Genomic DNA, 25582 nt, shown 5'->3' on the forward strand with positions numbered 1-25582 from the left:
ATGTACACAAGTGTTTTGCTAAATGTTGAATCAACAATACTGGATTTTTGGCATTTGCTAAAGCCAAGGATAATGTACCTTGTAGTGTTTACTGCAGTTGCTGGAATGATTGCTGCGCCGGGTAGCATTCATCCTTTTCTTGCACTAATATCTCTGATATGTATTGCTCTTGGCTCAGGATCTGCAGGTGCAATAAATATGTGGTATGACAGAGATATAGACTTGCTTATGGAGCGGACAAAAAACCGCCCTATACCTTCAGGTAGAGTTTCTGCAGAAAGTGCGCTTGAGTTTGGTATAACTCTTGGGGTATTATCAGTATTTATCATGGCAATAGCGGTGAACTATGTTTCTGCTGTTTTGCTTGCAATTAGTATATTATTTTATGTTTTCGTATATACAATTGGGCTTAAAAGGCGTACTCCGCAGAATATTGTTATTGGTGGTGCAGCAGGTGCTTTTCCCCCAATGATTGGCTGGGCGGTTGTAACTGACTCTGTAAGCTGGGCAAGTTGTATTCTATTTTTAATAATTTTTATGTGGACTCCGCCACATTTTTGGGCTCTATCTTTAAATAGTTCTAAGGACTATGTAAAAGCATCAATTCCAATGTTTAATATTATCCATGGTCCGGAAAAGACAAGAAAACATATATTAATTTATAGTGTATTATTGGTGTTAACTAGCTTACTTCCAGCACTATTTTTGAAAAAGCCTCTATTGTACCTCAGTATGGCAATGATTGAAGGTTGCGTTTTTATTTGGTATGCTATATCAATTATAAGGCTTAAGAGTCATAGCTCGCAGAAAAAAATGTTTTCTTACTCAATTTCTTATCTATTTTCTCTGTTTGCTAGTATTATTTTTTGTTCTATTGACTTGTTTTAATTATGAAAGAACATAAAAACTATCTTTTACTTTCTCTTCTAATAATACTCGTTATAGCACTTTTTTTTGTTTCCATAATAAAATTTAAAGGTGTGGCTTAAATTGCCTCTATATCTATAAAAATAGTATTTTCATAGAAGTAACGGTATACTTTAATTCATTCACTACAGTAAAGATGAATAAAAAGGAAGTGACAATATATACAGATGGAGCATGTTCTGGTAACCCAGGAACAGGAGGGTGGGCAGTAATCATATTATTTCAAAATCATAGAAAGAATATTTGTGGTAGAGAAGAAAATACTACAAATAATAAAATGGAGTTAACAGCAGTGATCAATGGGCTGAAAGCACTAAAATTTTCTTGTAATGTCAATTTATATACGGATAGTCTTTATGTTAAGTTTGGTATAACAGAATGGATAAATAAGTGGAAAATGAACGGCTGGAAGACAAGTAATAAGAAGTCAGTAAAAAATATAGAATTATGGAAAGAATTAGGCGATGTTGCTTTGCAACATGAGATTAACTGGAAGTGGGTGAAAGCGCATAATGGTGATAAATACAATGAAGAAGCCGACAGCTTAGCAAGAAAAGCAATAATCGATGCTTAAAAAAATAGCTCTATCATTTTCTATAATTTTATTATTTATATTCTGCTTCTTTATCTTTTTTAAAGGGGAGGGTCCTTTAGAAATCAATATTAGTTATATTAATTTTTATATAAAGAAAAAAATATCAAAGATATTTACCAATTCGGATGTCAGCATGGAGAGTACCTCGGTTATTTGGCAGAAAGATGGCAAGCTAGTCATTACAGATTTAAAAATAACAAATTCTGACTTTACCATAGAAGTTCCTGAGCTTTTCGTACACTTTAAGTTAAGTTCCAAAAAGTTCTCTCAGGTTTTAGCTGATAATGTACACGTGTATATCAAGAAAGAGAAGATCAAAGTTGGAGTAACATTAGACAAGATAAGTAGTACAAAGAATTTACCTAAAACAATAAGAAAAATTTTTTTCTACTTAAATGCAGACTCAAGGATTGAAATTACTAACATTGCTGTCAATAAAAGCACGGAAGGTGAATTCTTCATTGATAAAGTATATGTAGGAAAGGAGGAAAATTTTAATGTTTTGGATATTCGTGTTCATACAAAAGATAAAAAGGGGATTCTAGATGATTTATCTATTATGATAAAAAATCGCAATAATTTGTTAAATTTGTATGGAACATTTTATAACCTAAAGTTGGGGATATTTAACGAGTTTTCCACACTAGTTAAAAGTTACAATTTGGACAAAGAAATAGGGGAAATAGGATTCAAAGGAAACTTTTCAATGAGAATTAATGGAAAGGATGAAGTTATGGATGGAAACATATACGTGTTAAATACAGAGAGTCACTCAGGTAAAAACTTAGCCTTGACTAATGTAAATGTAAATTTGACATATAGTGATGAAATCATTAGCGTAAAAAACTTTCATTTTAAGTTAAATGATACTTACCTTTCTTTGATTGGCAAAATGAACTTTGGCACAAATCATGCTTTGCTTAGAGTTAATATTAGTAAACTTGTTGCAAAAGATTTATGTACTTATGTACCAGATGGTCTAGTGAACAATGAATTTAGAAAGTGGTATTGTAATAATATTGATGGGAATATTATAAATACAATTATAAGTTTTAACGGTAAAATCGATAGTTTAATAAATGATGATCTGTCAGGTATTGTAATTGTTGCTGATATAGAAAATGGCAGCGTTCAATTTGATGAGGATTTTGAACGAGTAGAGAACTTGAACGGTGAGTTAACTCTCAAGGATAACAATCTCAAAATTATTGTAAATAGAGCTAAGTTTCAGAATTTTACTATCAATAGTGGTCATATTGAAATGAACGCTCTCAATAAAGAAGATTCTGTTCTTACCATTAATGGTCAGGCTGTAAGTGATGCTTATGGGTTATATGAGCCTATAAAATTTAAGCTGGATGATGTGGTAAAATTTGAAAGAGATAAAGTAGGTGGAATAGCAAATTCTATATTCAATTTTCGTATTTTTAATCTAAATGGTGATAGTAAAAAAGTGGACTTCTCAGCAAATTTCTATTCTGAAATTGATAATTTGGTCGTATATAATGAAAGTCTTGGTAAGTATGATATTAAGCTTGATTTCGGCAGAGATTTTATTGATTTAAATGGCAGTGGTATGGTAAATAATACACAGCTGCTATTTGACCTCAAAAGTAGCAATAAAAATGAAAATTTTGCCTGGAGTTTGACTGGAGATTTACCTGCTCAAATACTTAATTTCGGTGATGGTTATATCAATGCAAATATAGAATCAGCGATAAATCAAGATAAGACTGGATATGTTAATGGTAATATAGATTTATCAGAGCTCGAGTTGCGTTCAAGCTACTTAGGGTGGAAAAATCATTTTGAAGATCACAATGAAGTTTTATTTTCTACAAGGCTAAAAGGAGCAGGTAAGTTACTAATAGATAAACTAGACGTTGTAGGAAGTGATCTAGACATAAAATTTAGCGGAAGAGTAGAAAATGGAAATCTATATTTAAATTCTAGCAATTTTAAATTACCTGATAATAATTTTAGTATAGAAATTGAATCAGGTAAGGAGAAAGATGCCATAACTATTCACGGTGAGAAAATCAACTTAAGTGATGTGTTAGGTTTACTTGGCAAAGATAGTAATCGATTAAGTAACAAAATAGAAGTTACTATGAATGTTGACAATATAATTATGAAAGAAGGAATTATCATAAAAGATGCTGCCAAGCTGAACGTAACTTGCGCTAAAGGTGATTGCAGTGGAAGTCAATTTACAGGAAAGTTTTCAGAGGATAATAGTAGTATATTAGCAGAATACAGTGAAATAGGGCTTGAAATATACGCGGATAATTCAGGTATGCTTTTGCGTTCTTTAGGGATTAGTAAATCAGTTAAAAACGGCAAATTCTCTCTTTATCTATCTTCTAAGAGAGAAAATGGAGAACATTATGGTATGTTCTCTATCAGCAATTTCTATATCAAAGATGCTCCACTGCTTACCACTTTATTATCAATGTCTTCACTGCCTGGTATTGTAAATGCTATAAAGAACGAAGGTGTACATTTTTATAAGTGTAATGCACCTTTTTCATATAAAGATGGCACTGTTGAAATTGAAGAATCTTGGCTTGAAGGAGCGGAACTAGGCATTAGCACTAGTGGTACGCTCGATATTAAGGGTTATAAATAATTCCAAGTTGAAGGACAAGTAATACCAGCATACTCAATTAATAAATCTTTGTTGAAAATTCCTATAATCGGAAAACTTCTGACTGGTGGGAAGAGTAGGGGGATTATTTCAATAGACTACAAAGCAAATGGTGATGATAAAAACAATAACGTATCTGTTAATCCTATCTCTTCGCTAACCCCAAGCTTACTTAAGAGGTTATTAGGAGTATTTGATCGTATTATGACAAAAAATAATAAAAACATTTTAAAAGGTAGTGTAGAGAGGAAATTTAGCTCAATATGACCAAAAGAAAAGTTGTTTATTGATGTTTAGTTAGATGGTAAGCGTTAGATACAACAAACAGAGGAAGTTAGATAAAATAATTAAGGGAACAAGAATATAAAGGTTTAACTTGAAGTAACCGGATAAAATCTGAGTCACACTTCCAAGTGCTGGTACCCATGAAAGCAATGCAACTGCACAAATCAGTAGGTGCCTTACAATTTTTGGTGTTTTGTCTTCATTCTCTAATTTGTGATGTGATCTTCTGATAAAAATTGTTATTCTACCTAAATACCAGTTAGCTATTCCACCAAGACTGGATCCCGATACTCCAAAAAGTAATATAAGTAGTGGATTGTAATTTGACCTAAAGCATAACATAGTGTAAAGTACAAAACCTTGATGTATGGGCAAGATAAGCGATGATACTAGGCTATCTATAAACAATAGGAGATAATTTTCCATACCAAGTTGTTGTACCATCTTCGTTGTCAGAAATTGTAACCCCCATTTGTTTCAATTGCTCTCTTATTTTGTCTGCAGTATCATAATCTTTATTTTGTTTTGCTACTTTTCTTAAGTCTATCAACCTTTCTATTTCTTGATGACTCACACCACTTGCAAACCACTCTTGATAACTTGACTCAAGAATACCAATGAACCTTGCGCTTTTAACAAACTTCTTAGTTAATTTGAGCCTCTCACATTCATTACTTGTCTTATTGATTTCTGTAGCCATTTCATGCAATATGGCTACAGCTTCAGGAATGTTTAAATCGTTTTTCAAAGCCTCTATAAAATCTTTAGAGACTTCTGCATCACTTTCCTCAATACATGTACTACGTAATAACCGATAAAACTTGTTTAAAGTTTCTTGCGACTCAGAGATAACATTTTCTGTCCAATCAAGTGGTTTTCTGTAGTGAGTTTTAAGCAGCGCATAACGTATTACTTCACCCTTTATTCCACTATCTAATAAATCCCTTACTTTGACTATATTAAATAAGGATTTGCTCATTTTCTCTTCATTTACCGTAAGAAACCCGTTGTGTACCCAATATTTTGCAAACGTTGACTCAGCAAATGCAGATTTACTCTGTGCAATTTCATTCTCATGATGAGGAAATTGCAAGTCTATACCGCCACCGTGAATATCAAAATCTTTGCCAAGGTAAGCATATGACATTGCTGAACATTCTATATGCCACCCTGGTCTTCCCTCTCCCCATGGACTATTCCAGTGACTTGAAAGTTTATAGTCAGTTGCATTTGCAGGTTTCCAAAGTACGAAGTCTCCTGGGTGTTTTTTATTTTCACCCACTTCAACTCTATTACCATGATCCAACTCATCAATTTTTTTTCCTGATAAAACACCGTACTCAGGGTAAGATTCTACACTAAAATATACATGTTTATTTGATTCATAAGCATGACCAGACTGCAGCAAAGATTCAATTAACTCAATAATTTGGTCTATATTTTCTGTTGCTTTTGGTTCATGTGTTGGTTCTACGCAATTTATGCTTCTCATATCTTCATGAAAAGCTTTGGTATAATATGCGCTGATACTTTCTATATTACTACTTTTCTTATTTGCTGCATTGATTATCTTGTCATCGATGTCGGTTATATTACGCACATAAGTAACTTTTCCATAACAAAATTTAAGCAGTCGAAATAATACATCGTAAACAACAATAGAACGTGCATTACCTATATGTGCTGTATCATATACTGTTGGCCCACAAACGTACATTTTTATATGATCTTTATCGATCGGTGTAAAGGGCTCTTTTTTTTTTGTTAAAGTGTTGTAAAGCTTAACCATATACAAAGCTTTTTAGAAAAAAAAATGCTCCAAGTATAAGCTGTGGCCCTTTAACTATTACGACAAGAGTAAGTAATAACCCACACAATGATATTAATACTCCCATTATAGAGAGAAATCCATCTTTGCTCATGATACCCAGTGAAATGAGAGTTGTACCAATTGCAGGAATGAAGTTAGTTAAAGGAAGTGGGATTGCTATCGATAATGCACAAAGCAGCATTATAAATGCTAAAATATTTTCACCAGGACCACGAAAAATGAAAGACATTCTTGGTTTCATGAACTTTTCTATTTTTTTTAATGTAGGTGAAGTTTTCTCTACCACGAGAGCTAGTGTTGAACGTTGAAAAGATTTCCTTTCTAGCCAATTAGGCATCCAAGGAGAATCAAACCCAAATAGAAGCTGCAGTGAAAATAAGATTAAAGGTATAGAAAGAATGGTTGTATAGCCAGGTGGAACAGGTATAGGTACTGATAGCGGTAAAGAGAAGATGATTATTAAAATACCAAAACCACGCTCATGTAAAGCTGTTTTAATATCAAATAATGTTACTTTATCACTATCGTTGTTATTGGTATCTGCAACCTCTTTGAGAATATCAGAGGCCAATTTTTTATCTTCAGTCAATTTCACACTTTTTTCCACAGTTACCCTTTAATAACAATATAACTTCTAACTAACATAGTTATTGCTATATTTCAATATCGATTATTCATTTCATGCTGTACTTCATTCTTTTATTAAAGTGTTTTAAAGCTTTTAAGTTATAAGGCTTTTAAGAAGAGAAAGTGTTCCGGCTATAAGTTTTGGTCCTTTAACTATTACAATAAGGGTAACCAATAACGCACAGAATGAAAATAACACTCCCAACGTAGATAAAAATCCATCTTTACCCATAATGCCGAGTGAAATAAGAGTTATACCAATTGCAGGAAGGAAGTGAGTAAAAGGTAATGGAAGAGCTATTATTATTGCACAAAGCAACATCATAAAAGCTAGAATCTTTTCACCAGGACCAAGAAAAATAAAAGACATTCTTGGTTTCATGAACTTTTCTATTTTTTTTAATATAGGTGAAGTTTTCTCTACCACGAGAGCTAGTGTTGAACGTTGAAAAGATTTCCTTTCTAGCCAATTAGGCATCCAAGGAGAATCAAACCCAAATAGAAGCTGCAGTGCAAATAAGATTAAAGGTATAGAAAGAATGGTTGTATAGCCAGGTGGAACAGGTATAGGTACTGATAGCGGTAAAGAGAAGATGATTATTAAAATACCAAAACCGCGCTCATGTAAAGCTGTTTTGATGTCGAACAATGTTACTTTATCACTATCGTTGTTATTGGTATCTGCAACCTCTTTGAGAATATCAGAGGCCAATTTTTTATCTTCGCTTAGTTTCGCACTTTTTTGCATAATTGCCCTTTAATAACATTCTAACTAACGTAATTATTAATATATTTCAGTTATACCTCTTCAATTCTTTAGCCTTGTTTAAATAAATGACACGCATTCTAGTGCGTGTCACGAAACATAAGGACGCTAACGATCTGGTTCGTTAGATGATAGTTTCTCTGAATCCTTAAGTTCTTGTTTAAGGTTTTTAATGCCTTTGCCTAAATCACCCATAACTTGTGGTAACCTACCTGCACCAAACAGAACTAAGATTATTATTAAGACTAGAAACAGCTGCCATGGACCTAAACTCATTTGTACCTCCGTTGAAAATATTAACTTTTAGGTATTAAAACTTGACTGAAGCCAAGTGATACATAAATTATATCACTTTTATTGAATTATAAATCAAGAGTTTTTAATTATCTTATAATAGTTTTAGCCTAACATTAAGTTTAGTTTAGCTGTAGAGTAAAAGGAAGCTCACTAAAAAATTTTGCTAACGTATCATCTTTAGGTCTGTGGTATATGTAGCTAGGAACTCCTGATTGAATAATTTTACCATTTTTCATCACGTAAATAAAATCTGCAACTTTCAACGCTTCTTGCGGATCATGAGTTACCATGAGTACAGGAATATTTTTGCTTCTAAAAAGTGACAATATATGGTGCCTTATTCGATATTTGAGCAGTATATCTAAATTAGAAAATGGTTCATCGAGCAAAACAACATCAGGATTTTGCGCCATTACTCTTGCTATTGCAACTAATTGTTGCTGTCCTCCTGATAAAGCATGAGGGTACATGTTTTCATATTTTTCTATATTAAATAGCTTTAAGATTTCCAATGCAGTAAGGTATTTTTCTTTTTTAGAAGTACTGCAAATAGCAAAAGTTATATTTTCTATTACTGTTTTATGAGGAAATAATGCAGAATGCTGAAAAATCAATCCGATATTTCTACGCTCTATAGCAATTGACACTTTGTTACTTGCAACTAATTTATCATTTATAATAATGGTTCCAGATTTTGGATTTTCTATTCCTGCGATTAATTTTAGAATTGTTGACTTGCCACAGCCAGAATGACCTAGTAAACAGGCAACACTTCCTTTCTTCACTTGAATGTTGATGTTGCTTAAAGCAAAGCCATCTTGATTACTATAAAAGTAACTAATATTGTTAACTAGCATTAATCTTTCAATTGGAATCGTATTATTAAATATAACAGTATTACATTCAAGAAATACAGAAATATTTTTTATTATTGTGAATTAATTGTACAGGGTGCCTAGAAAAATGCGAGACTTTTTGATATAATTTTGCATAAATAGCAGAAGACATGGGACTATAGCTCAGTAGGATAGAGCGTTGGATTCCTAATCCGAAGGCCGTGCGTTCGAATCGCACTAGTCCCACTTAATTTTAATAAAATGGTTTAACAATCAAGAAATTATAATTGGTTTGAAAAGTGATTCTAGGAGCTAGATTGTATGGTTTCTCAAACTTGAATTTACAGATTCAACCTTACTTTCTCTCATTTCACTGTAACTTGGAAGTGTAAAATTTTTTACATGTAATCCAGTTACCATTACAACTAAAATATCTAGGACACTGCAAACTAATGCACCAGCTAAAGATGGAACCATCACAGCAGCAGCAACAAACAATCCTGTAATAACAACTCCAACAACATCACTCCTTAATGAGGTGTAAAAACTCTCCTTACTTTTTTTGTATTTAGTTTCTTTTTCATGTGGTGGAGAAAATTGAGCCTCTACAAAGCCGTTAGCTCTTTTATCATTATTTGGGTGACAGTTGGGCCAGCCCTTGTTGATATAGGCGTTTCATTTTTATTATTATTACCACTAGTACTAACTGGAGGCACTGTTGCTACAGGTCTATTATCAATGTTCCCATTACTTCTGTAAGGTTTTGCTCTATTTTCTTCTACATTAGTTGTTTCTGATGTAATAAAGTTTAAAAGCACATGAGTAATTTCTTCTTGTGTATTATTCATAGCTAACCCTAAAGCTGCTTTTCTGCTTTCATCATTTATATAACCTAAAAATGCTTTAACTTCTTGAACATTACCTTGGATAATAGCAAGACGCAGAGCGTTAAATTTTTCTTCTTCATTAAATTTGCCACTATCCAAAAGTATCTTTATAATATCAGTTTGTTTATTTATTGCAGCTGTACCCAACACAGTTTTGGAAGCAGTATCTTTAAAATCGATTCCGCTGTTTAAATTTGTGAGTAACTCAACAATCTTTAGGAATATAATGCGATCGTCGATAATACCAGGTCCTTCTGAACGGACAGCATAATAAAGCAAAGTCCAACCATCTTGGTTTGTTATTTTTATATCTATTTTCTCTTTTTTAAGCTCATTATAAAACTTCTCAGCAGTTATATTAGGGTTGCTAGCTACAATTTTCTTTATCTTGTTGTATGAAGTAGAAAATTGATCATTTTCCTTTTCCTTGTTTTCATCAGCAATTACTTGTTCTTGCTCAGGAAGCTTGAATCCATTTTCCTTTTTCTTGTTTTCATCAGCAATTACTTGTTCTTGCTCAGGAAGCTTGAATCCATTTTTAAGGAAAAATTCCCTAACACGTAGGTAGTCATTTTCATGTGCAAGTTTTAAAAGTAAATCTCCTAATGAATTGTTCCCTTCGCATTTACTTTGCAAATCAATGTCTTTAAATTTAGCCTTTCTTCTTAACCTATTTTGCAAGCTTTCAAGGGTGGCTTTATTGTTGTACCTATTATCATTAATTAAAAAGCTATCTGCATCTAGACATAACTCTCTGATGTCCTCCTTACTGTATAGCATAATTAAATCTACTATTACGATGCTTTATTATATCAATTCCATCAAAATTAGTCAAGGAATCTTGCAGTCTCAAATGGCATGATATATATTGATTTATAATTCTCGAGTAAATGATGGAAGATTTAGCTTATAAGTTAATGAAAGTGACCGAAGCTGCAGCACTTGCTGCATATAAGTTAGCGGGTTTTGGTGATGAAAAAGAAGCTGATCAAGTTGCAGTTGATGCAATGCGTACGGTGCTAAACTCAATGGAAATAAATGGTACAATTGTGATTGGGGAAGGGGAGAGGGACGAAGCACCGATGCTATATATTGGCGAGAATGTTGGCACTGGAAATGGTCCTGAGATTGACATTGCTGTTGACCCACTTGAAGGCACTACGATTTGTGCTCATTACAAATCAGGGGCAATGTCCGTTCTTGCTGCAACGAAAAAAGGTAATTTTTTACATGCACCTGATGTTTATATGGAAAAGATAGCAGTGGGAAAAAATCTCCCAGAGGGTGTAGTCTCACTAAAAAATAGGATTGAGAAGAATCTGGACAATTTAGCCAAGGCAAAAGGATGTAAAGCAAGTGATCTTATAGTAACTGTACTTAAACGTGAAAGACATGGTGAATTAATAGCAAAGATTAGGAAGCTAGGAGCAAAAGTGAAATTAATAGATGATGGTGATGTTGCAGCCGTAGTTTCGCTAATAAATGGCAATCACGATATGTATATTGGAATAGGAGGAGCTCCAGAAGGAGTGCTTGCAGCAGCAGCGCTAAGTTCAATCGGTGGGCAGATAGAAGGAAGATTAATATTTGACACGGATCAATTAAAAGAAAGAGCAAAAAATTTGAATATCACTGACCCAGAAAAAATCTACACCGTGAAAGACATGGCAAAAAGTGAATCAGTGTTCATTGCAACTGGAGTAACAAATGGAGAGTTTGTGGATGGAGTAAAGTTTGGCCAAGATATTTGTCTGACTAATTCATTAATAATATTGCCTGGTAAAGTAATAAAAATACAAACAAAATCAATATCTTAAACATTTGTCATATGCTGATTATGAAATTTTTATAGAAGGAAGATACTTATAATTATCTTAAAATAATGAATTTACATGTTAATTTTAGCTTTACAACATTTGGCATTAAGTTATAATTAAGCTTATTTACGTATAAGAGGTGTGAAATGTTTGGTCGCATTTTTAATTTTTTAAATGTTTTCAGTATTGAGGAGAAAAACTCACCGCCTAAAAAAAATAATAATTCTTCTTTAAAAAGCAAAGAAAGTTTAGCTATCCTATCCACTCAAGTAAATTCTCAATGTGTTTTACCTGATGATCAAAGTGGAAAGAATACAACTAACACATCTCTTCAAACAAATCTTCAATTTAGTGAGGATGATGTAAAAAACGTGCTCCAAGACTTCGAAAAATTGGATTTTAAGAACAGTAATGAGTGTTTTAACGAAATAGCAAAAGATTATAAAAGGAGGAAAAAAAGTGACCTTTTTAACTACGTAATATTGAATAAGCGAAAATACATAACAGATATATTAGATCAGAGGCTTGCCCATAAAGATCAAGAAAATTTTAGGAAGAAATTTAGTGAATATCTTCTTGAAATAAATGAGGAAATGAATTACGGGAAAGAATTTCAAAATAAACTTCAATTTTTTGAAGATAGGGTAGAAGAAGTATTATCAGATTTTAGAAAATTGAATTTTGGCTTTAAGGATAATTTGTGTAAAGATGATAAGGATAACGTAAATTATAATAAAGGCTGGCCTGCAGATCCATTTGACAAAATAGCGAATTATTATCGATGGAATAAGAACATTTTCCTTTTTAATTATGTGGTATTAAGTAAGCAAAAAGAAATAATAAGTATATTGAATGAAAAGTCTATTCCTGAAGACAAGCAAAAGAATTTTAAAAAGAGGTTGGGTAGATATCTTCTTCGAACCGAAGAAGGGATGAGTAATGGACATAAATTTCTCAAAACTGATAGTGTAGCTGCCTTTTTTGATGGATGTTATGTGCCATGCGCATATGCAAAACGTTCTCTCAATCATTATGATCATCTTAATATTAATATTTTTAAGCCTGGGTATAGCTTAGAAATCAGCCGTCTTTTCACTGACAAAATTGAAGAGATGGAAAGAAATAAAAATGAGGTAAAGATAGTAGAGATATACAGTAACGATAAAAGAATAGCAACGATTGAGAAGAATGATAATGGACAAAGAAATTACTATTTTGTAAAAGATGCAACATGCGATATGAAAATTATGTGGAGTGCAGAAGATGAGAAAGGTAATTCTGTTAACTGCTCTATTAGTTTAAATGTAAATCCTGGTGAAATTAAGATTGGTCAGTCAACTATTAATGGTAAAGATGTTGAACTAGACGAAATTTTGAAATTAGCTGAGCAAAACGGAGATGTGCTTATAGAAGGTGAAGCTTTATACGAATTTTTAGGAAGAGATCTGGAGCAAGATGTACAATCGCAAAAGGAGGAGATTGTAACACTTGAGGCTGCTGTACCTGTATCACTTATTAGTTTTTCGTTTGATTCACTAAAACCAGGAGAATTAGAAGCAAGATGTATAGGAGGAGCATATGATCATTATCTTCCTAGGACTAGGCTTGAAGGGCCATCTGCAGAAGAAAAATTACACCTAGATTATAGAAAATGGGATCGTTAATTACACATTAAACCTAAAGTGCATTATATCACCATCTTGCACTATATAGTCTCTGCCTTCGAAGCGAATTTTCCCGGCATCTTTACATGCTGATTCGCTTCTGTATTTTACATAATCTGCAAAGCTTATAGTTTCTGCTTTTATAAAGCCTTTCTCAAAATCAGTGTGAATTACACCTGCTGCTTTATCAGCTGTTGATCCTATCTTTACTGGCCATGCCCGTGCTTCTTTTGGCCCTACAGTAAAAAAAGTTATCATACTTAGCACTTCATACATAATACGTGCTACTCCATCAAGTCCTGATTCTTGCAAGCCAAATTCTGATAAAAAACTCTGTTTTTCTTCTTCGCTATCAAGATTTGCAATATCTGCTTCGAGTTTTGCTGAAATACAATAAAATTTTCTTTTATTTTCCTCTGCCATTTTCTCTACCTTTTTAGATAATTCATTACCAGTTATAACATTTGTATCCTCAACATTGCAGACGTACATAACAGGCTTTGTTGTTAGCAATTGAAGCAACTTCATTTCATCTTCATCAATATGCTCTAAACTTCTTGCAGGCTTGCCAAGTTTTAAAGTAGCTAATACCTCTTGCATTAATTCAAGTTGTCTCTTTAGCTCTTTATCACCTTGCTTTGCTTTTTTTTCAAGTTGTGGAAGCCTTTTTTCTATGCTATCAATATCAGCTAGAATTAATTCCATTTCCACTCTACTTCAGCATCTGATATTGGATCTACAGTGCTGTGTACGTGACTGATATCGTCATCCTTAAAGCATCTGAGCAGATGAACAATGGCATCAACTTCTCTGATATGACTCAAAAATTTATTTCCTAGTCCTTCACCCTTGCTTGCACCCTTAACCAGGCCTGCAATATCTACAATTTCTAATTGGTTGTAGATTACCTTCTCTGAACTGGCAATTGGGGCAATTTGTTTCAAACGCTGATCTCGTATTGGCACTTTGCCAACATTTGGCTCGATTGTACAGAAAGGATAGTTTGCAGCTTCGGCTGCACTTGACTCTGTAAGTGCATTAAATAAGGTTGATTTTCCTATGTTTGGCAGTCCAACTATGCCACAATTAAAGCTCATATTTGCTATTTAAAGCTATAATTATTGCATAATTTAAAAATTTTTGCTATACTTTAATTATCTGCTTGCTTAGCTTAAGTGAAGGTAAAAATATGAGAAAACGAAAATTACCAAATGATGGTAAAAATATGGCTGAATTTAGAAAACGAAAATTACCAAATGATTTTCTTGATGTAGATGCAAAAAGACTCAAGGTTCCAGACAATGATGTGAAGCAAGAATTTTTTGCTAATCAAGTAGTTAAGTATGATACTACAGGTGATGGCAATTGCTTTTTCCATGCAGTGTTTGGTGATAACAGCTCTGGTACATATAAAGCTGAAAGAGCACAAGATATGAGAATGGAATGGCACAAATTCTTAAGTCAATTTACGTCTTTAGATGATCACAATATGCCAGATTCTTTAAGGACTCAGCTAGAAAAAGTTTTTAATATGTTTTTAAACAAGCCAGGAGATTTAACTGGCGAGTCTGATAAAATAAAGGAGTTGGTTGAGCAAACAAAAAGGAAAATTGAAAATGTTGAAGATAATGTGAAGGGGTTAGTGAATAAAGCTGTTAGCAAACTTAATATACCGCGTGATCAAGCTATGCTTAATTTAAGAGAATATGCAGAGACTCTTAATAATCATAGTGAAGATGAGTACGATGACCAATATAACAGTGAATTTGTTACACGCTCATTTCTTAATGAATCTAAACTTTACCAAGCTTACCTTAAGGCAATAGAAAGCCCAAATTATTTTATTTTCATTGAAGAAGTTCAGGTATTAGCTTCTTTAGCTAATATTGAAATTAATGTCCATTGTGAAGTGGATGGTAGAGAGGAACAACAAAAGTTTGAACCAAATCCTGAAATGATAAACCCTGAAATGATAAACAATGATCAACTAAATGAGTTCTTGAATCGTGAGAGTTATAAATTAAATGACGAGTTATGGGGCAATAAGAAGAAGGAAGTAATATACTTGGGTGGAACCCATTACTCTAGAGCTAGGGTTATAACTAAGGAAATTCAAGAGCAAGAAGACTTTCAATTAGCAAAAGAACTTCAATTAGATGAAATTTTGGAGTATTGTAACCTTTCAAAGGATACCTCTGAGAGAGCAGAGGTTGAGAAGAGGTTTGATGAGTTATTGGCAAAAAATGCTGATGGAAAAATTGGTGATGTTATAGGGCAGTGCATTAATGATGTACAGCAACGTATAAAATGCCTTGAGGAGCCAGTCTTATCAAGAAGGTGCAGTGTGGAAGAAGCACGTGTAGAAAAAACATTTCATCAACAACAAGTACCACAACCTGTAAGATAAGTTTTCATAGTCCTACATACTTCTATAGGGGGTATTCTATAATAAAAGCTATTTAACCACTGCTTAATAAGAATAAAGTCTTAGTAAAACAGACACAAGAACAATAGGATTTCTTGCTTGCAAAGCAACTCCAAGATCGCGAGGAACAAGACTTTTTCCCTTGCAAGGCAACTTCAAGAGCAACCCTCACGCACAATCTCTTAACCCAAATGGAAGAAGTAAAAATAGAAGATCAGCAGCAACAAATACTTGTAAAATAATAACTCTATGGTTAATATGCGGAGATTTAAGTAAAAAATGTTGTCATTCTAGTAGCTGATACTGGGCTCCAATGTCAATTAGTCGGATAACAAAAAAACACAGGCTTCACATGCATCTGCAGTACTGTATTAGTCTACTATCTTCATTCCCACAACATTATACCCTGAATCAACATGTAAAATTTCTCCAGTTGTACCACTACTCAGGTCACTTAATAAGTATAGTGCTGCCTTACCAACATCTTCTATTGTAACATTGCGTCTAAGTGGAGAATTACTTCTATTCCATTCCGATATGGAGTGAAAGTCACTTATTCCAGAAGATGCCAAAGTTCTGATTGGACCAGCAGAAATTGCATTTACTCTGATGTTCTGTGGTCCGAGATCACATGCTATATATTTTACACTTGCTTCAAGTGCTGCTTTACATAAACCCATCACATTATAATTTGGCATAACTTTTTCAGCACCATAGTAAGATAAAGTAAGTAAACTACCGCCATTTAACATCATTTTTTCCGCTCTTTGCGCTAAAGCAGTAAAAGAATAGCATGATATATGCATTGCATTAATAAAGTTGTTTAGTGAAGTATTGATATATTTACCATTTAGCTCATTTTTATCGGAGAATGCTATTGCATGTACCAAAAAATCAATAGCACCCCACTTCTCCTTTATTTCCTTAAAAGCATTATCTATAGTTTCCTCATTTGAAACATTACAGTGCAATATTAACTCTACATTTAATTCACTTGCTATTGGTAATAATTTCTCTTTTATTGTTTCATTTTGATAAGTGATTGCAAGCTCAGCTCCATGTTCTGAGAGGGTCTTTGCTATACCATATGCTATTGACCTCTTATTTATTATTCCGGTTATTAACCCTTTTTTGCCCTGCAATATCATAGAATTATTTGCCTTTTTTATAATTTGAAATATTAACTAGGCAAAGTCAATTATGTTTTAACTGTAGCTAACGTATAAAAATTACTTCCGCATATTTCCAACCTCATTATAATTACAATTAGAGATATTTTAAGGGCTCAAAATCTATCTTTAGTCTGCAGACTTTTTAATCAAACTTATTAAAAAATATATTCTTCAGTGTATATCTGTCGTATATGCACTGCATTTTTTTCTAACTTTTTTTACACAGGAGGATTTTATGTCCAGAATTCCAGATACTTGACCTTTACTTTAGCTAAAAATCCACTGGCGCCTATGGTTTGTATAAAAAGATTACAGGAAATAAAAACTCTCTAGAGAACATGAAATAAGAATACTGAAATATAAGCTGCCTACATTTGCAAGCAGCTTATACCACCTTTTATACTTCTTGAGCCCGAGAAGTTTGTTGTGATGTCATTATACTTTCCATACTTGTTGATGGCACATGTGAAATTTCTATTATTTCAGAATCTTCTTTTTTCAAATGTGATAATGCTTCATATAGAGATTTTGCTTCATATTGCCTTCCTACTTTTATCTCTTGATATGCGGCTAACTGCCCCAAGTGACACCATTGCTTTCAATAAGCTTTTTTTCATTTAATCTCATCAAATTTAGCATAAGCTTAGTTTGCTTGTAAATTTTTCTGGATTTCAGTGTCAAACACTGGAATGACATCATCATTCTATAACGCAAGACCTATACTCACCCCAATTGCGGTTCTATCTTCTTTTGAATGGTATAACCTAACTAAAGGCAATAGTATCTTATACATTTTTGCATTACTACTCATTGCACTACCAAATGCATCGCTGATATACTTATATAATCTACCACAGGGAAAATATGAATTAATATGGCTTATCTTAACCATTTGGAGCATCGATATTACCGCTTACCTATTTGGTAAAAACTTTGGTGGTGCTAAAATTTGCCCAATTATTAGTCCTGGAAAGACTTGGTCAGGGCTTTTAGGTGCAGTTTTAGCTGGAGTATTTTGTACAATTTTTGGCTCAATATTTTTGAGTTTATTTCCAATTTTCTATTCCCCAATAATTGGCGTTACAATTGCTATTCTAGCCCAACTTGGAGACTTTACTGAATCACTCATAAAAAGAGTTTACAATGTTAAAGATAGTGGAGGTATAATACCTGGCCATGGAGGAGTACTTGACCGTATGGACAGTTTCATCTTTACTGCCCCCTTTATTGCTATTTACATAAGCTAAAGAATGAAGTGCTATTAACCTTTGGTCCTTTCCTTTTTATTCACTGCTTTCACCTCAACAAATTGAAATTCTTCGGAGTTCACTATTTCACTCATGGGCTTACTGCAATAAGGACAATACATTTCTCCTTCTTTATGTAAATATACTACTGGATGACCAGAACCATCATCATTCTCATCACCACGGCAGCAAACTATTAGATTATTATCCCTCACTTCTGACATACTGCTCCTTTATTTTATAGTATTTTGTACATCGAGCATAACCGCTTTGAAGTGGAGAAAACAACAAATATTTATTCTCCATTTTTTACCCTATTTAGATTAATCAATTCGCTTTGGACACTTTTTGATACAAAATTGCTAACATCTCCTCCTAATCTCGCTATTTCTTTCACAAAAACTGATGAGATAAATTGAGTATCTTCAGATGCAGGAAGAAATATAGTTTCGATTTCAGGAAGGAGTTTATAGTTTACCCAGCTCATTTGAAATTCATAATCAAAATCTGATACTGCTCTGAGCCCCCTGATAATAACAGAAGCATTTTGCTCTTTGGCAAAATTCATTAATAATCCATTGAAAGATATGACATCTGCGTCAATTCCTAGTCCTTTCACTTCATTTTCAGCCATGCTTGTGCGTAGATTTATGTTGAAACTAGTATGTTTGTTAACATTTTCTGCAACACCAATTACTAACTTATCGACTAGCTTACATGCTCTTTTTATTATGTCAAGGTGCCCCAAAGTTATAGGATCAAATGTACCAGGATAAATTCCTATTTTGTTATTAATGTTCATTCTTTGTTTCTATACTTCAAAAACTTTTGATGGACATGATAACGTTTTTTGTCTAAAAATGAAAGTACGTAGTTGGCCTGATAGCTCAGTTGGTAGAGCAAAGGACTGAAAATCCTTGTGTCGCTGGTTCGATTCCTGCTCAGGCCACATTCTTTTTCTTAATGTTCTATAGTATATTATAGTATTAATATAATTATTTAGGAAATAATGTATAAATGTTACAATAGAATATTTAATATACTATTAATTACATTTCTACTATTAAGTAATATCGCTTATAGTGAAAAAGCAAACAAAGAACCATCTGCTTTGACAGCAGAGAATGCAGTAAATTATAATATAATTGTTGGTTTATTGAAAACAGATGAATCTCAAAATATCTATGAGATATTCAATAATTTTGGGGTTAAAACTATATTCATTAACTACGACAAAATAATTAATCTAAAAGAAATCCAAGAAGAGTTTGCAAAACAAGATGAAATATTGGCAAAAAAGCTGATACTAGATCGAATAAAAGTTGAAGTTGCAAAATTTATCAAAAAGCAAAAGATAAACAGAATATTTATTTCAGATAACTTTCATTCAGCTCTTAACCCTTACCGCCAGCTTGTGAATGAAGCAATTGTAAAAATAGTAGATGACAATCCTACAATTCATTTGCTTGCCATATGCGGTGGTTTACAAGACATTATGTATGCAAAAGAAATTGAAGTAACAAATGTTGTTAATGATGAGAAGAATCATTTAAAATCAGCACAAAAAGAGAATATACCTCTTCAGCAGATAAAAATTGTTCCAGGTAGTCGTTTGGAAAAAGTGGTAGCTAGATTTTTACTACCTAATCAAAATGGCTGGTTTTCAACTTATTTTCCGAATGCTCATTCAGGTAAAGTAAGTAATGCTACAGAGAATAGAAGAAGGCTAGAGCTACTTGGATATAAAATTGCAGCATTTGCCAATGACGGGGTAATAGAAGCTATCGAAGATAAGCATGGTAATATTTACTTTCAAAGTCATCTAGAAGCCCTTGTTGTCAAATTAGATAAAAACTCTCGTCTGTCAAGTCAAAAGGCACGTCAGGTTTCAACACTAGTTGCTATAGCGATTATAAATGATTTTCTTCATCGCGTTTAATGCTAAAATAAGGAGAATCATCTAATGTCATGCAAGTACCCTTTTTCTTGTCATTCCAGTGCGTGACGCTGGAATCCAGTTTTTCATTTCATCAAATTTAGCATAAGCTCAAGTTTGCTTATAAATTTTTCTGGATGCCAGTGTCTGGGCACTGGAATGACATTATGAAATTTGAGCTCCAGTGTCAACTACTATAATGACACCTGATTATGATGAAAGAAATCTAATGATTTATATAAACCCCATAGCATGTCGAACGAAGCTTTTTTTAAGAAAATCTGAATTTTCAACTACCATTAAACCAAGATTGCTCAGAACTTTAACACAAAGTATTCTGTTGGAAAATATTCTATTTAGTCCATCAGTTGCAAGTGCCATAGTGAGGTTGTCAAAGTATCTATCACGTGAAATTTTCTTCAATAGGTAATTACTGCCAACGTCAATGCCAGACACTTTTGCATTAGTTATTTGTCTAATAACACTCTCTACATCTCTCATTCCAAGATTAAGTCCTTGACCTGCAACCGGGTGGATTGAATGTGCTGCATCGCCAATAAGCAAAATTCTGCTTTTATGAAGCTTTCTCGCAAAAGTAAAACTCAAAGGGTAAGATTTTCTTTCACCCTCTAATTCAATTTCTCCCAAATAAGAACCAAATCTTTTTTTGAGTTCTATGATAAACTCCTCTTCAGATAAGCTCATCAGCATTTTTGAAATTTCGCATTTTTCTGTCCAAACTATTGAAGAAGTATAGCCACCTTTCATTGGCAAAATTGCAAATGGACCACCAGGAAAAAACCTCTCTACAGCTAAGTTTTGGTGATGTAATTCATGTTTTACATTAAATACCATGCTATTTTGTTTATAATCAAATTTTATCATTGGTATAGAAAACAACTCTGGTAACTTAGAGTTTTTACCTTCAGCACAGATAAATAGTGATGATATCAATTTTTGATCATTATCAAGAGTAACTTCCATGTATCCTGCGTCACAAGAGATTGTTTTATAGGAACGTGGAGAATATATATTGAGTTTATGCAAAAAATTGTTATTGATTGCATTCCATATAATAGCGCTCTTGATTACATAGCCCATTGGCTCTTCACCAACCATTTTATGGTCATAATGAACAGTAAATGGGCTATCTCCATCTAATATGCATATATCAAGTATTGGTTCAGCTTCATCTTCTAAGAACTGCCAAATCCCTAATTTTTCTAGTATTTTTTTTGACCCTTGAGAAATAGCAAATGCTCGATTATCATTGACTGTGCATGGTAAACTATTTTTCTCAATTACGGCTACAGATACAGAGTCATTACTCAGGCCAATAGCAGTAATAAGACCAATTAGCCCACCACCTGAAATGATTACATCGTAATTCATTTTATTTACCTAAAATTACATTTTATTCATTTTGAAAATAGTTTAAACAAACTTTGTAGATGCTGGACTTCTTATCACTACCTTAGTATACCTCAGATTAGTAATAAAGTATTAATTATTTCATGCAAAATAGGTTTTATTTTATTAAAGGAAACAGCTTATGACTACAGATTGCAAAAAAGAATTACTAAATTGCATTAACAAGTACAGAGAAGAACTTGCAGAAAATAAAGCAGAAATTAGACAAACTTTAACTAGCGATAAAATTAATATAAGCGATTACTTTTATCAGGGTGATACAATCTGTAATGAAGAACTATTTAATGTAGGAGGCGAGTGTCAAGATACACAACGTGGTAAATATACGTATGATGAGTGGAAGGAAAAAATTGAAAAACCTCATGCTAAAGATTTGCTAAAGATGTTACAAAATGAAGTAAAAGGTAAAATATTAAAAAATTTTGAAGATTATGAAAAATATCATAAAAATGCTACTGAAGCTATAAAAAGAGAATTAGACATAGATTCAAAATTAAAGGCAATACTCAAAGAAAAGCAACAACCAGAAACTGATGAAACTCGAGCATATTATGACGTTATACGAGGTTTATATGAAAATGGAGACATGCGCTCTCAACTAAAGTGCAATGATCTTGATTGTTTCAATAGAAGATAATCTATCTCAAAAACAATCCGAGCTAGCTGCTATAAAGGATGACTTTTTGGATAATACGCAAAATATTTTTCAACATATTCAAGTTGAAGATAGTATTTTTTAGAGAAATAAGATTATGCTATTTTTTTAATGAAATTTCTTAAGTGGTAGATTATTTTTTACAGCTACAGCTGAGGTAGCTGTCACTACCTGAAATGTAACAAATAAAATACCAATCTTAAATATTGCTATATTTCACGATAGTTTCTTAACTTGACGCACATGCTCTTGGAACATTCTCATTTGTCAAATAGTTTCTGTCATGCTACACAATTTGTAATGCAGGTTTTAACTTACTTTTACGCAATATTGATCATTCTTGAAAAGCAATCTAACATTTTCTATTCCTTGATTACGAAGCTTTGATGCAGCTGATTTAGCTACCTGAGCGTTTACAAAAAATGCTACATATCCCTTACTTTCTGCATTGTTTTGTTTTGGGTGACGTTTCTGCATTTCTTTTTCATATTGCCTTTTGTAATGAGGAGTATTTTGTATCAATTGTTCTGACCTCTTTCTTAAGTACTCGACTTTTACCTTCGCAAGCCCAGACTTATGAAGTCCTAAAACTTGTGCTGCTTTTTCTGACAAGTCTATTATTCTACCTTCAACAAATGGCCCTCTATCATTAACTCTTATAACAAGCTTTCTTCCATTTTCTAAATTAGTAACACGAACAAAGCAGGGTAGGGGCAAGGTCTTATGTGCTGCAGAAATCAAGTGACGATTAAACACTTCACCGTTAGCTGTAATTGTGCCATGATCTTCTATTCCATACCACGATGCTATTCCTACTTCCTCATAACAGCTACAGTATTTTGGGTGGTAGGTGATACCATTTATTGTATAGCTATTGCCAATTTTATAATGACCTGCGGTGTGATTACACCTATTGCTAAAACTACAACTACTCATTAAAACGAATATTAGACATAGAAAGGCTAGTTTTTTTATCATTGTACTTAGTGAAATGGTTCGATACCATGAGGATTTTAAATTATACTATAATAAATTTAGTAATAAGTAAACGTCTACTGCCAAATATGCACAGCACTAAAAAAGAAGTAATACATATAATCGGTATAGGTGGAATTGGAATGAGCGCAATTGCTGAAATTCTTCATAATTCCAGTTATAAAGTTCAAGGCAGTGATACGCGATCAAACGACAATATAGATAGGTTACAAAAATTAGGTATAGAGGTCTATATTGGTCACGATGCAAGTAGTATTAGACAAGCTCAAATAGTTGTACATTCTTCCGCAATAAAACCTGATAATGTTGAGCTAGTTGCAGCAAGAAATAACAATAAAACCGTTTTGCATAGGTCAGACATGTTGGTTAAAATTATGAAAGGTAAATATGTGATAGCAGTTTCAGGTTCAAGTGGCAAGACGACGACGACAGCTATGATTGCTTCCATTTTTGATCATTCTGGTGCTGACGCCACTGTAATTGTTGGAGGAATATTAAATTCCTATCAGAGTAATTCAAAACTTGGCAAAAGTGACATTTTCTTAATTGAGGCTGATGAATCTGATGGAACTATGTTAAAAATTCCTGCAGATATTGCTGTTGTAACAAGTATTAATGACGACCATATAGACCATTACGGTACATTTAACGAAATCAAAAATGCGTTTTCTCGATTTGTAAACAACGCGAATTTTGCTATTTTGCCTGATTCTGCAGACATCAATCATGATGCGAGTAATTCTATAACGTTTGGGTTTGGAAATGGTAAAATTAGAGCTAGCAACATAAAACAACACAATAATAGCATAGAATTTGACGTGTTGATTAGTATAAACGAAAGTAATCGTATTCCATTGTCCACTACTCGAGTAGTTGAGAGGGATGGAATAAAAGCAGCCCTTTCTTCATCACCTCAATGCTTGAAACTGGATTCTCGTTTCAATGTTAAACAAGATACTATAGAATTTAAGAGGACAATCCCTAGAAAATCTCTACATTCAAAAAAAGTAAATCGTACTAATGCTATTTGAACAAGCTAGCGTAAAAGTAAGCTAAATTTTTTAAGGTACAAAAATAGCAAGAAACAGTTGTTTGAAAAAAATTGGAATTTGATTGGATTGCTGAAAATTGGCTCTCAAACTTTAGGCGCATGAGCAAGATAATACTCTTTAACTAATATAGATTAGGTGATTTGGAAGAGATACATCTAGAGCAGCCGGCAAAGTTACAATACATATTACCGCAATAACTAGAAATGAGAAGGATCTATATGGTGATTATAGATTTCTCCAGATCTTGAAAACAATAAATAGACAGTAAATTAGAACTACTGCAAAAAAAACAAGAATAGCTGCACTGATTACTTGACCATTGTAAACGTAGCTTGTTAAGCCGATAAAAATAGCCATAACAAAAGCTCTAATGAACGAGAGTGCAGAAGAAGCCGTACCTTTAATTTCAGGAAAAACGTTTATTGATGCGTTAAAAACCACTGGCTGGCATATTGCACAACCAATAGAAAAAATAATCATAGATAGTGTTACTAAGTAGAAAGAATGGGGCATAATTACACTGAATATTACAAACAATAGAGATCCGATAGCACCCACGCTCGTACCAGAAATTACACACCATACGGCTCCAAATTTTTTGAGGATCTTAATAGAAAATAGGCTAATTAGTGAGAAGGACCCAACTATTGCACCTTGATGTAGTGCATAAATAGTACTGGATAAGCCAAAAGTTTCCATATACAAAAAAGGTCCGCAAGTAATGAATGACATATAAGCAGCAGAGAAGAGGCTCTGCTGCAAAGACAGAACCATAAATTTTGAACTCGATAATAATTTTCTGTAATCTTTCATCATTTTTTTTAGACTAAAAACATCGCGGTCCTTTTTTGTTTCTGGTAACAGAAAAATCAGCAAAACCCAAGAAATAAAACAAAGTATTGCAACACTTGTGTAATTACCACGCCACCCAACAATTTCGTTGATGAAACTGCCTAACACTGGTGCAATTGCCATGATAATTGTTAGAACAGAATTCATGATCCCGATAAACTTCACCGCTTCTTCACCTTTATAGCTGTCTGCAATAATTGCAAACACAACCACAGATGTGCTTGCACCAATGCCTTGAATAAATCGGGAAATTAGAAGATAAAAAACTGAAGGTGCAACAACACAACCAACAGCACCAATTAATAGAAAAGTATTACCTATGATCATCATTCTCCTTCTACCATAACATTCGGATAATGGACCAAAAAACAACCCTCCTATGCAAAAGCCTAAAAAATTATAAGCAATAGTTAATTGAATTGTGCCTTCCGGTACGTTAAAATAGCGTACTATATCAGGAAAACTAGGTACAGAAATATCAATTTCAATGAACTTAGCAATTAGAGACAGGATTAACAGAAATGGTAGTAACATTTGAGATTTTCAATTAATGAATAAGAATATCACATTTTACTATTATTAAAATGGTTAGAAACACCTCACGTAAAGCTATGGTGGGATGCGGATATAAATTAGA

General features: G+C 33.1%; 23 protein-coding genes, 2 tRNA genes and 4 pseudogenes. 13 read left to right on the forward strand and 16 right to left on the reverse strand.

The window, feature by feature from the left end:
* From BBB02_RS00210 to BBB02_RS00220, 3 genes and pseudogenes are all read left to right on the forward strand, one after another.
* Positions 1-888: a heme o synthase gene (locus BBB02_RS00210; RefSeq protein WP_127463578.1), complete on the forward strand. Its 888-nt coding sequence runs from the start codon at positions 1-3 to the stop codon at positions 886-888.
* 175 nt (positions 889-1063) lie between these two features.
* Positions 1064-1501 carry a ribonuclease HI gene (gene rnhA, locus BBB02_RS00215; protein WP_127463579.1) on the forward strand — a complete coding sequence of 146 codons (438 nt, stop codon included), beginning with the start codon at positions 1064-1066 and terminating at the stop codon, positions 1499-1501.
* Positions 1494-4436, forward strand: a pseudogene (locus tag BBB02_RS00220) (YhdP family protein). Before rnhA ends, BBB02_RS00220 begins: the two are co-directional and overlap by 8 nt.
* A gap of 30 nt (positions 4437-4466) precedes the next feature.
* On the opposite strand, the gene BBB02_RS06685 reads toward BBB02_RS00220, so the two are convergent.
* The 6 genes from BBB02_RS06685 to BBB02_RS00250 all read right to left on the reverse strand — a co-directional run bounded on the left by BBB02_RS06685 (position 4467) and on the right by BBB02_RS00250 (position 8832).
* Positions 4467-4880 (reverse strand): YqaA family protein, encoded by a 414-nt coding sequence (locus tag BBB02_RS06685; protein ID WP_127463580.1) that lies wholly within the window; start codon positions 4878-4880, stop codon positions 4467-4469.
* Positions 4849-6243, reverse strand: coding sequence for a cysteine--tRNA ligase (cysS, locus tag BBB02_RS00230; protein WP_127463581.1), 1395 nt, complete (start codon positions 6241-6243; stop codon positions 4849-4851). The genes BBB02_RS06685 and cysS overlap by 32 nt, the downstream gene beginning before the upstream one ends.
* Positions 6236-6892, reverse strand: a complete 657-nt coding sequence (locus tag BBB02_RS00235; protein WP_127463582.1) for an exopolysaccharide biosynthesis protein — start codon at positions 6890-6892, stop codon at positions 6236-6238. The genes cysS and BBB02_RS00235 overlap by 8 nt, the downstream gene beginning before the upstream one ends.
* A 114-nt stretch (positions 6893-7006) precedes the next feature.
* Positions 7007-7660, reverse strand: coding sequence for an exopolysaccharide biosynthesis protein (locus BBB02_RS00240; protein WP_127463583.1), 654 nt, complete (start codon positions 7658-7660; stop codon positions 7007-7009).
* Between the two features lie 126 nt (positions 7661-7786).
* Complete coding sequence (gene tatA / locus BBB02_RS00245; protein ID WP_006013840.1) at positions 7787-7954, reverse strand: twin-arginine translocase TatA; 168 nt, start codon at positions 7952-7954, stop codon at positions 7787-7789.
* Between the two features lie 140 nt (positions 7955-8094).
* Positions 8095-8832, reverse strand: coding sequence for an ABC transporter ATP-binding protein (locus tag BBB02_RS00250; RefSeq protein WP_127463584.1), 738 nt, complete (start codon positions 8830-8832; stop codon positions 8095-8097).
* Positions 8833-8983: 151 nt separating this feature from the next.
* Between BBB02_RS00250 and BBB02_RS00255 the strand changes: the two genes are divergently transcribed.
* A tRNA-Arg gene (locus tag BBB02_RS00255) sits at positions 8984-9057 on the forward strand.
* Between the two features lie 66 nt (positions 9058-9123).
* Here the strand turns inward: BBB02_RS00255 and BBB02_RS06265 are convergent.
* Together BBB02_RS06265 and BBB02_RS00260 are read right to left on the reverse strand one after the other, a co-directional pair.
* Complete coding sequence (locus BBB02_RS06265) at positions 9124-9288, reverse strand: hypothetical protein (protein ID WP_245970128.1); 165 nt, start codon at positions 9286-9288, stop codon at positions 9124-9126.
* Between the two features lie 128 nt (positions 9289-9416).
* Positions 9417-10478 (reverse strand): ankyrin repeat domain-containing protein, encoded by a 1062-nt coding sequence (locus tag BBB02_RS00260; RefSeq protein WP_245970129.1) that lies wholly within the window; start codon positions 10476-10478, stop codon positions 9417-9419.
* Positions 10479-10591: 113 nt separating this feature from the next.
* On the opposite strand from BBB02_RS00260, the gene glpX reads away from it, so the two are divergent.
* Positions 10592-11515, forward strand: a complete 924-nt coding sequence (gene glpX / locus BBB02_RS00265; protein ID WP_127464280.1) for a class II fructose-bisphosphatase — start codon at positions 10592-10594, stop codon at positions 11513-11515.
* Positions 11516-11661: 146 nt separating this feature from the next.
* Complete coding sequence (locus tag BBB02_RS00270; RefSeq protein ID WP_127463585.1) at positions 11662-13179, forward strand: hypothetical protein; 1518 nt, start codon at positions 11662-11664, stop codon at positions 13177-13179.
* Here the strand turns inward: BBB02_RS00270 and ychF are convergent.
* A pseudogene (gene ychF, locus BBB02_RS00275) lies at positions 13180-14276 on the reverse strand (redox-regulated ATPase YchF).
* Positions 14277-14368: 92 nt separating this feature from the next.
* Here ychF and BBB02_RS00280 point away from each other — a divergent pair.
* Positions 14369-15586, forward strand: coding sequence for a hypothetical protein (locus tag BBB02_RS00280; protein ID WP_458694617.1), 1218 nt, complete (start codon positions 14369-14371; stop codon positions 15584-15586).
* A 389-nt stretch (positions 15587-15975) separates the two neighbouring features.
* On the opposite strand, the gene BBB02_RS00285 is transcribed toward BBB02_RS00280, so the two are convergent.
* Both BBB02_RS00285 and BBB02_RS00290 read right to left on the reverse strand, forming a co-directional pair.
* A complete protein-coding gene (locus BBB02_RS00285; protein ID WP_127463586.1) occupies positions 15976-16752 on the reverse strand; it encodes an enoyl-ACP reductase FabI in 777 nt (258 codons plus the stop codon).
* Positions 16753-17173: 421 nt separating this feature from the next.
* The gene (locus BBB02_RS00290; RefSeq protein WP_245970130.1) at positions 17174-17359 is read right to left on the reverse strand and encodes a hypothetical protein; all 186 of its coding nucleotides are present in this window, start codon (positions 17357-17359) and stop codon (positions 17174-17176) included.
* A gap of 91 nt (positions 17360-17450) precedes the next feature.
* Here BBB02_RS00290 and BBB02_RS00295 point away from each other — a divergent pair, with 91 nt between their 5' ends.
* Positions 17451-18023 (forward strand): phosphatidate cytidylyltransferase, encoded by a 573-nt coding sequence (locus BBB02_RS00295; protein ID WP_245970131.1) that lies wholly within the window; start codon positions 17451-17453, stop codon positions 18021-18023.
* Positions 18024-18037: 14 nt separating this feature from the next.
* Here the strand turns inward: BBB02_RS00295 and BBB02_RS00300 are convergent, their stop codons facing one another.
* Positions 18038-18247 carry a zinc-finger domain-containing protein gene (locus BBB02_RS00300; RefSeq protein ID WP_006013766.1) on the reverse strand — a complete coding sequence of 70 codons (210 nt, stop codon included), beginning with the start codon at positions 18245-18247 and terminating at the stop codon, positions 18038-18040.
* 71 nt (positions 18248-18318) lie between these two features.
* On the reverse strand, positions 18319-18825 hold the full coding sequence (gene coaD, locus BBB02_RS00305) for a pantetheine-phosphate adenylyltransferase (protein ID WP_063630499.1): 507 nt from the start codon (positions 18823-18825) through the stop codon (positions 18319-18321).
* A gap of 74 nt (positions 18826-18899) precedes the next feature.
* On the opposite strand from coaD, the gene BBB02_RS00310 reads away from it, so the two are divergent.
* Both BBB02_RS00310 and BBB02_RS00315 read left to right on the forward strand, forming a co-directional pair.
* A tRNA-Phe gene (locus BBB02_RS00310) sits at positions 18900-18972 on the forward strand.
* A gap of 60 nt (positions 18973-19032) precedes the next feature.
* The gene (locus tag BBB02_RS00315) at positions 19033-19962 is read left to right on the forward strand and encodes a gamma-glutamyl-gamma-aminobutyrate hydrolase family protein (RefSeq protein ID WP_127463587.1); all 930 of its coding nucleotides are present in this window, start codon (positions 19033-19035) and stop codon (positions 19960-19962) included.
* 231 nt (positions 19963-20193) lie between these two features.
* On the opposite strand, the gene ubiH is transcribed toward BBB02_RS00315, so the two are convergent.
* The gene (gene ubiH / locus BBB02_RS00320; RefSeq protein WP_127463588.1) at positions 20194-21351 is read right to left on the reverse strand and encodes a 2-octaprenyl-6-methoxyphenyl hydroxylase; all 1158 of its coding nucleotides are present in this window, start codon (positions 21349-21351) and stop codon (positions 20194-20196) included.
* Positions 21352-21511: 160 nt separating this feature from the next.
* Between ubiH and BBB02_RS00325 the strand changes: the two genes are divergently transcribed.
* A complete protein-coding gene (locus tag BBB02_RS00325) occupies positions 21512-22027 on the forward strand; it encodes a hypothetical protein (protein WP_245970132.1) in 516 nt (171 codons plus the stop codon).
* A gap of 327 nt (positions 22028-22354) precedes the next feature.
* On the opposite strand, the gene BBB02_RS00330 is transcribed toward BBB02_RS00325, so the two are convergent.
* Positions 22355-23023: a septal ring lytic transglycosylase RlpA family protein gene (locus tag BBB02_RS00330; protein WP_012481726.1), complete on the reverse strand. Its 669-nt coding sequence runs from the start codon at positions 23021-23023 to the stop codon at positions 22355-22357.
* 26 nt (positions 23024-23049) lie between these two features.
* Here BBB02_RS00330 and BBB02_RS00335 point away from each other — a divergent pair.
* Positions 23050-23878 (forward strand): annotated as a pseudogene (locus tag BBB02_RS00335) (Mur ligase domain-containing protein); the annotation flags it as partial.
* A gap of 440 nt (positions 23879-24318) precedes the next feature.
* Here BBB02_RS00335 and BBB02_RS00340 read toward each other — a convergent pair.
* A complete protein-coding gene (locus BBB02_RS00340) occupies positions 24319-25479 on the reverse strand; it encodes a multidrug effflux MFS transporter (protein ID WP_127463590.1) in 1161 nt (386 codons plus the stop codon).
* A gap of 33 nt (positions 25480-25512) precedes the next feature.
* Between BBB02_RS00340 and BBB02_RS06815 the strand changes: the two are divergent.
* Positions 25513-25578, forward strand: a pseudogene (locus tag BBB02_RS06815) (N-acetyltransferase); the annotation flags it as partial.
* Between the last annotated feature and the right edge of the window lie 4 nt (positions 25579-25582).

The sequence above is a fragment of the Wolbachia endosymbiont of Bemisia tabaci genome, assembly GCF_003999585.1.
In the GTDB taxonomy this organism is placed as follows: Bacteria; Pseudomonadota; Alphaproteobacteria; order Rickettsiales; family Anaplasmataceae; genus Wolbachia.

What these genes read in the sequence shown, in the direction of transcription:
- BBB02_RS00210 (WP_127463578.1), top strand. Translation starts at nt 1, where the DNA reads ATGTACACAAGTGTTTTGCTAAATGTTGAATCAACAATACTGGATTTT.
- rnhA (WP_127463579.1), top strand. Translation starts at nt 1,064, where the DNA reads ATGAATAAAAAGGAAGTGACAATATATACAGATGGAGCATGTTCTGGT.
- BBB02_RS06685 (WP_127463580.1), bottom strand. Translation starts at nt 4,880, where the DNA reads ATGGAAAATTATCTCCTATTGTTTATAGATAGCCTAGTATCATCGCTT.
- cysS (WP_127463581.1), bottom strand. Translation starts at nt 6,243, where the DNA reads ATGGTTAAGCTTTACAACACTTTAACAAAAAAAAAAGAGCCCTTTACA.
- BBB02_RS00240 (WP_127463583.1), bottom strand. Translation starts at nt 7,660, where the DNA reads ATGCAAAAAAGTGCGAAACTAAGCGAAGATAAAAAATTGGCCTCTGAT.
- tatA (WP_006013840.1), bottom strand. Translation starts at nt 7,954, where the DNA reads ATGAGTTTAGGTCCATGGCAGCTGTTTCTAGTCTTAATAATAATCTTA.
- BBB02_RS00250 (WP_127463584.1), bottom strand. Translation starts at nt 8,832, where the DNA reads ATGCTAGTTAACAATATTAGTTACTTTTATAGTAATCAAGATGGCTTT.
- BBB02_RS06265 (WP_245970128.1), bottom strand. Translation starts at nt 9,288, where the DNA reads ATGGTTCCATCTTTAGCTGGTGCATTAGTTTGCAGTGTCCTAGATATT.
- BBB02_RS00260 (WP_245970129.1), bottom strand. Translation starts at nt 10,478, where the DNA reads ATGCTATACAGTAAGGAGGACATCAGAGAGTTATGTCTAGATGCAGAT.
- glpX (WP_127464280.1), top strand. Translation starts at nt 10,592, where the DNA reads ATGGAAGATTTAGCTTATAAGTTAATGAAAGTGACCGAAGCTGCAGCA.
- BBB02_RS00270 (WP_127463585.1), top strand. Translation starts at nt 11,662, where the DNA reads ATGTTTGGTCGCATTTTTAATTTTTTAAATGTTTTCAGTATTGAGGAG.
- BBB02_RS00280 (WP_458694617.1), top strand. Translation starts at nt 14,369, where the DNA reads ATGAGAAAACGAAAATTACCAAATGATGGTAAAAATATGGCTGAATTT.
- BBB02_RS00285 (WP_127463586.1), bottom strand. Translation starts at nt 16,752, where the DNA reads ATGATATTGCAGGGCAAAAAAGGGTTAATAACCGGAATAATAAATAAG.
- BBB02_RS00300 (WP_006013766.1), bottom strand. Translation starts at nt 18,247, where the DNA reads ATGTCAGAAGTGAGGGATAATAATCTAATAGTTTGCTGCCGTGGTGAT.
- coaD (WP_063630499.1), bottom strand. Translation starts at nt 18,825, where the DNA reads ATGAACATTAATAACAAAATAGGAATTTATCCTGGTACATTTGATCCT.
- BBB02_RS00315 (WP_127463587.1), top strand. Translation starts at nt 19,033, where the DNA reads ATGTATAAATGTTACAATAGAATATTTAATATACTATTAATTACATTT.
- ubiH (WP_127463588.1), bottom strand. Translation starts at nt 21,351, where the DNA reads ATGAATTACGATGTAATCATTTCAGGTGGTGGGCTAATTGGTCTTATT.
- BBB02_RS00325 (WP_245970132.1), top strand. Translation starts at nt 21,512, where the DNA reads ATGACTACAGATTGCAAAAAAGAATTACTAAATTGCATTAACAAGTAC.
- BBB02_RS00330 (WP_012481726.1), bottom strand. Translation starts at nt 23,023, where the DNA reads ATGATAAAAAAACTAGCCTTTCTATGTCTAATATTCGTTTTAATGAGT.
- BBB02_RS00340 (WP_127463590.1), bottom strand. Translation starts at nt 25,479, where the DNA reads ATGTTACTACCATTTCTGTTAATCCTGTCTCTAATTGCTAAGTTCATT.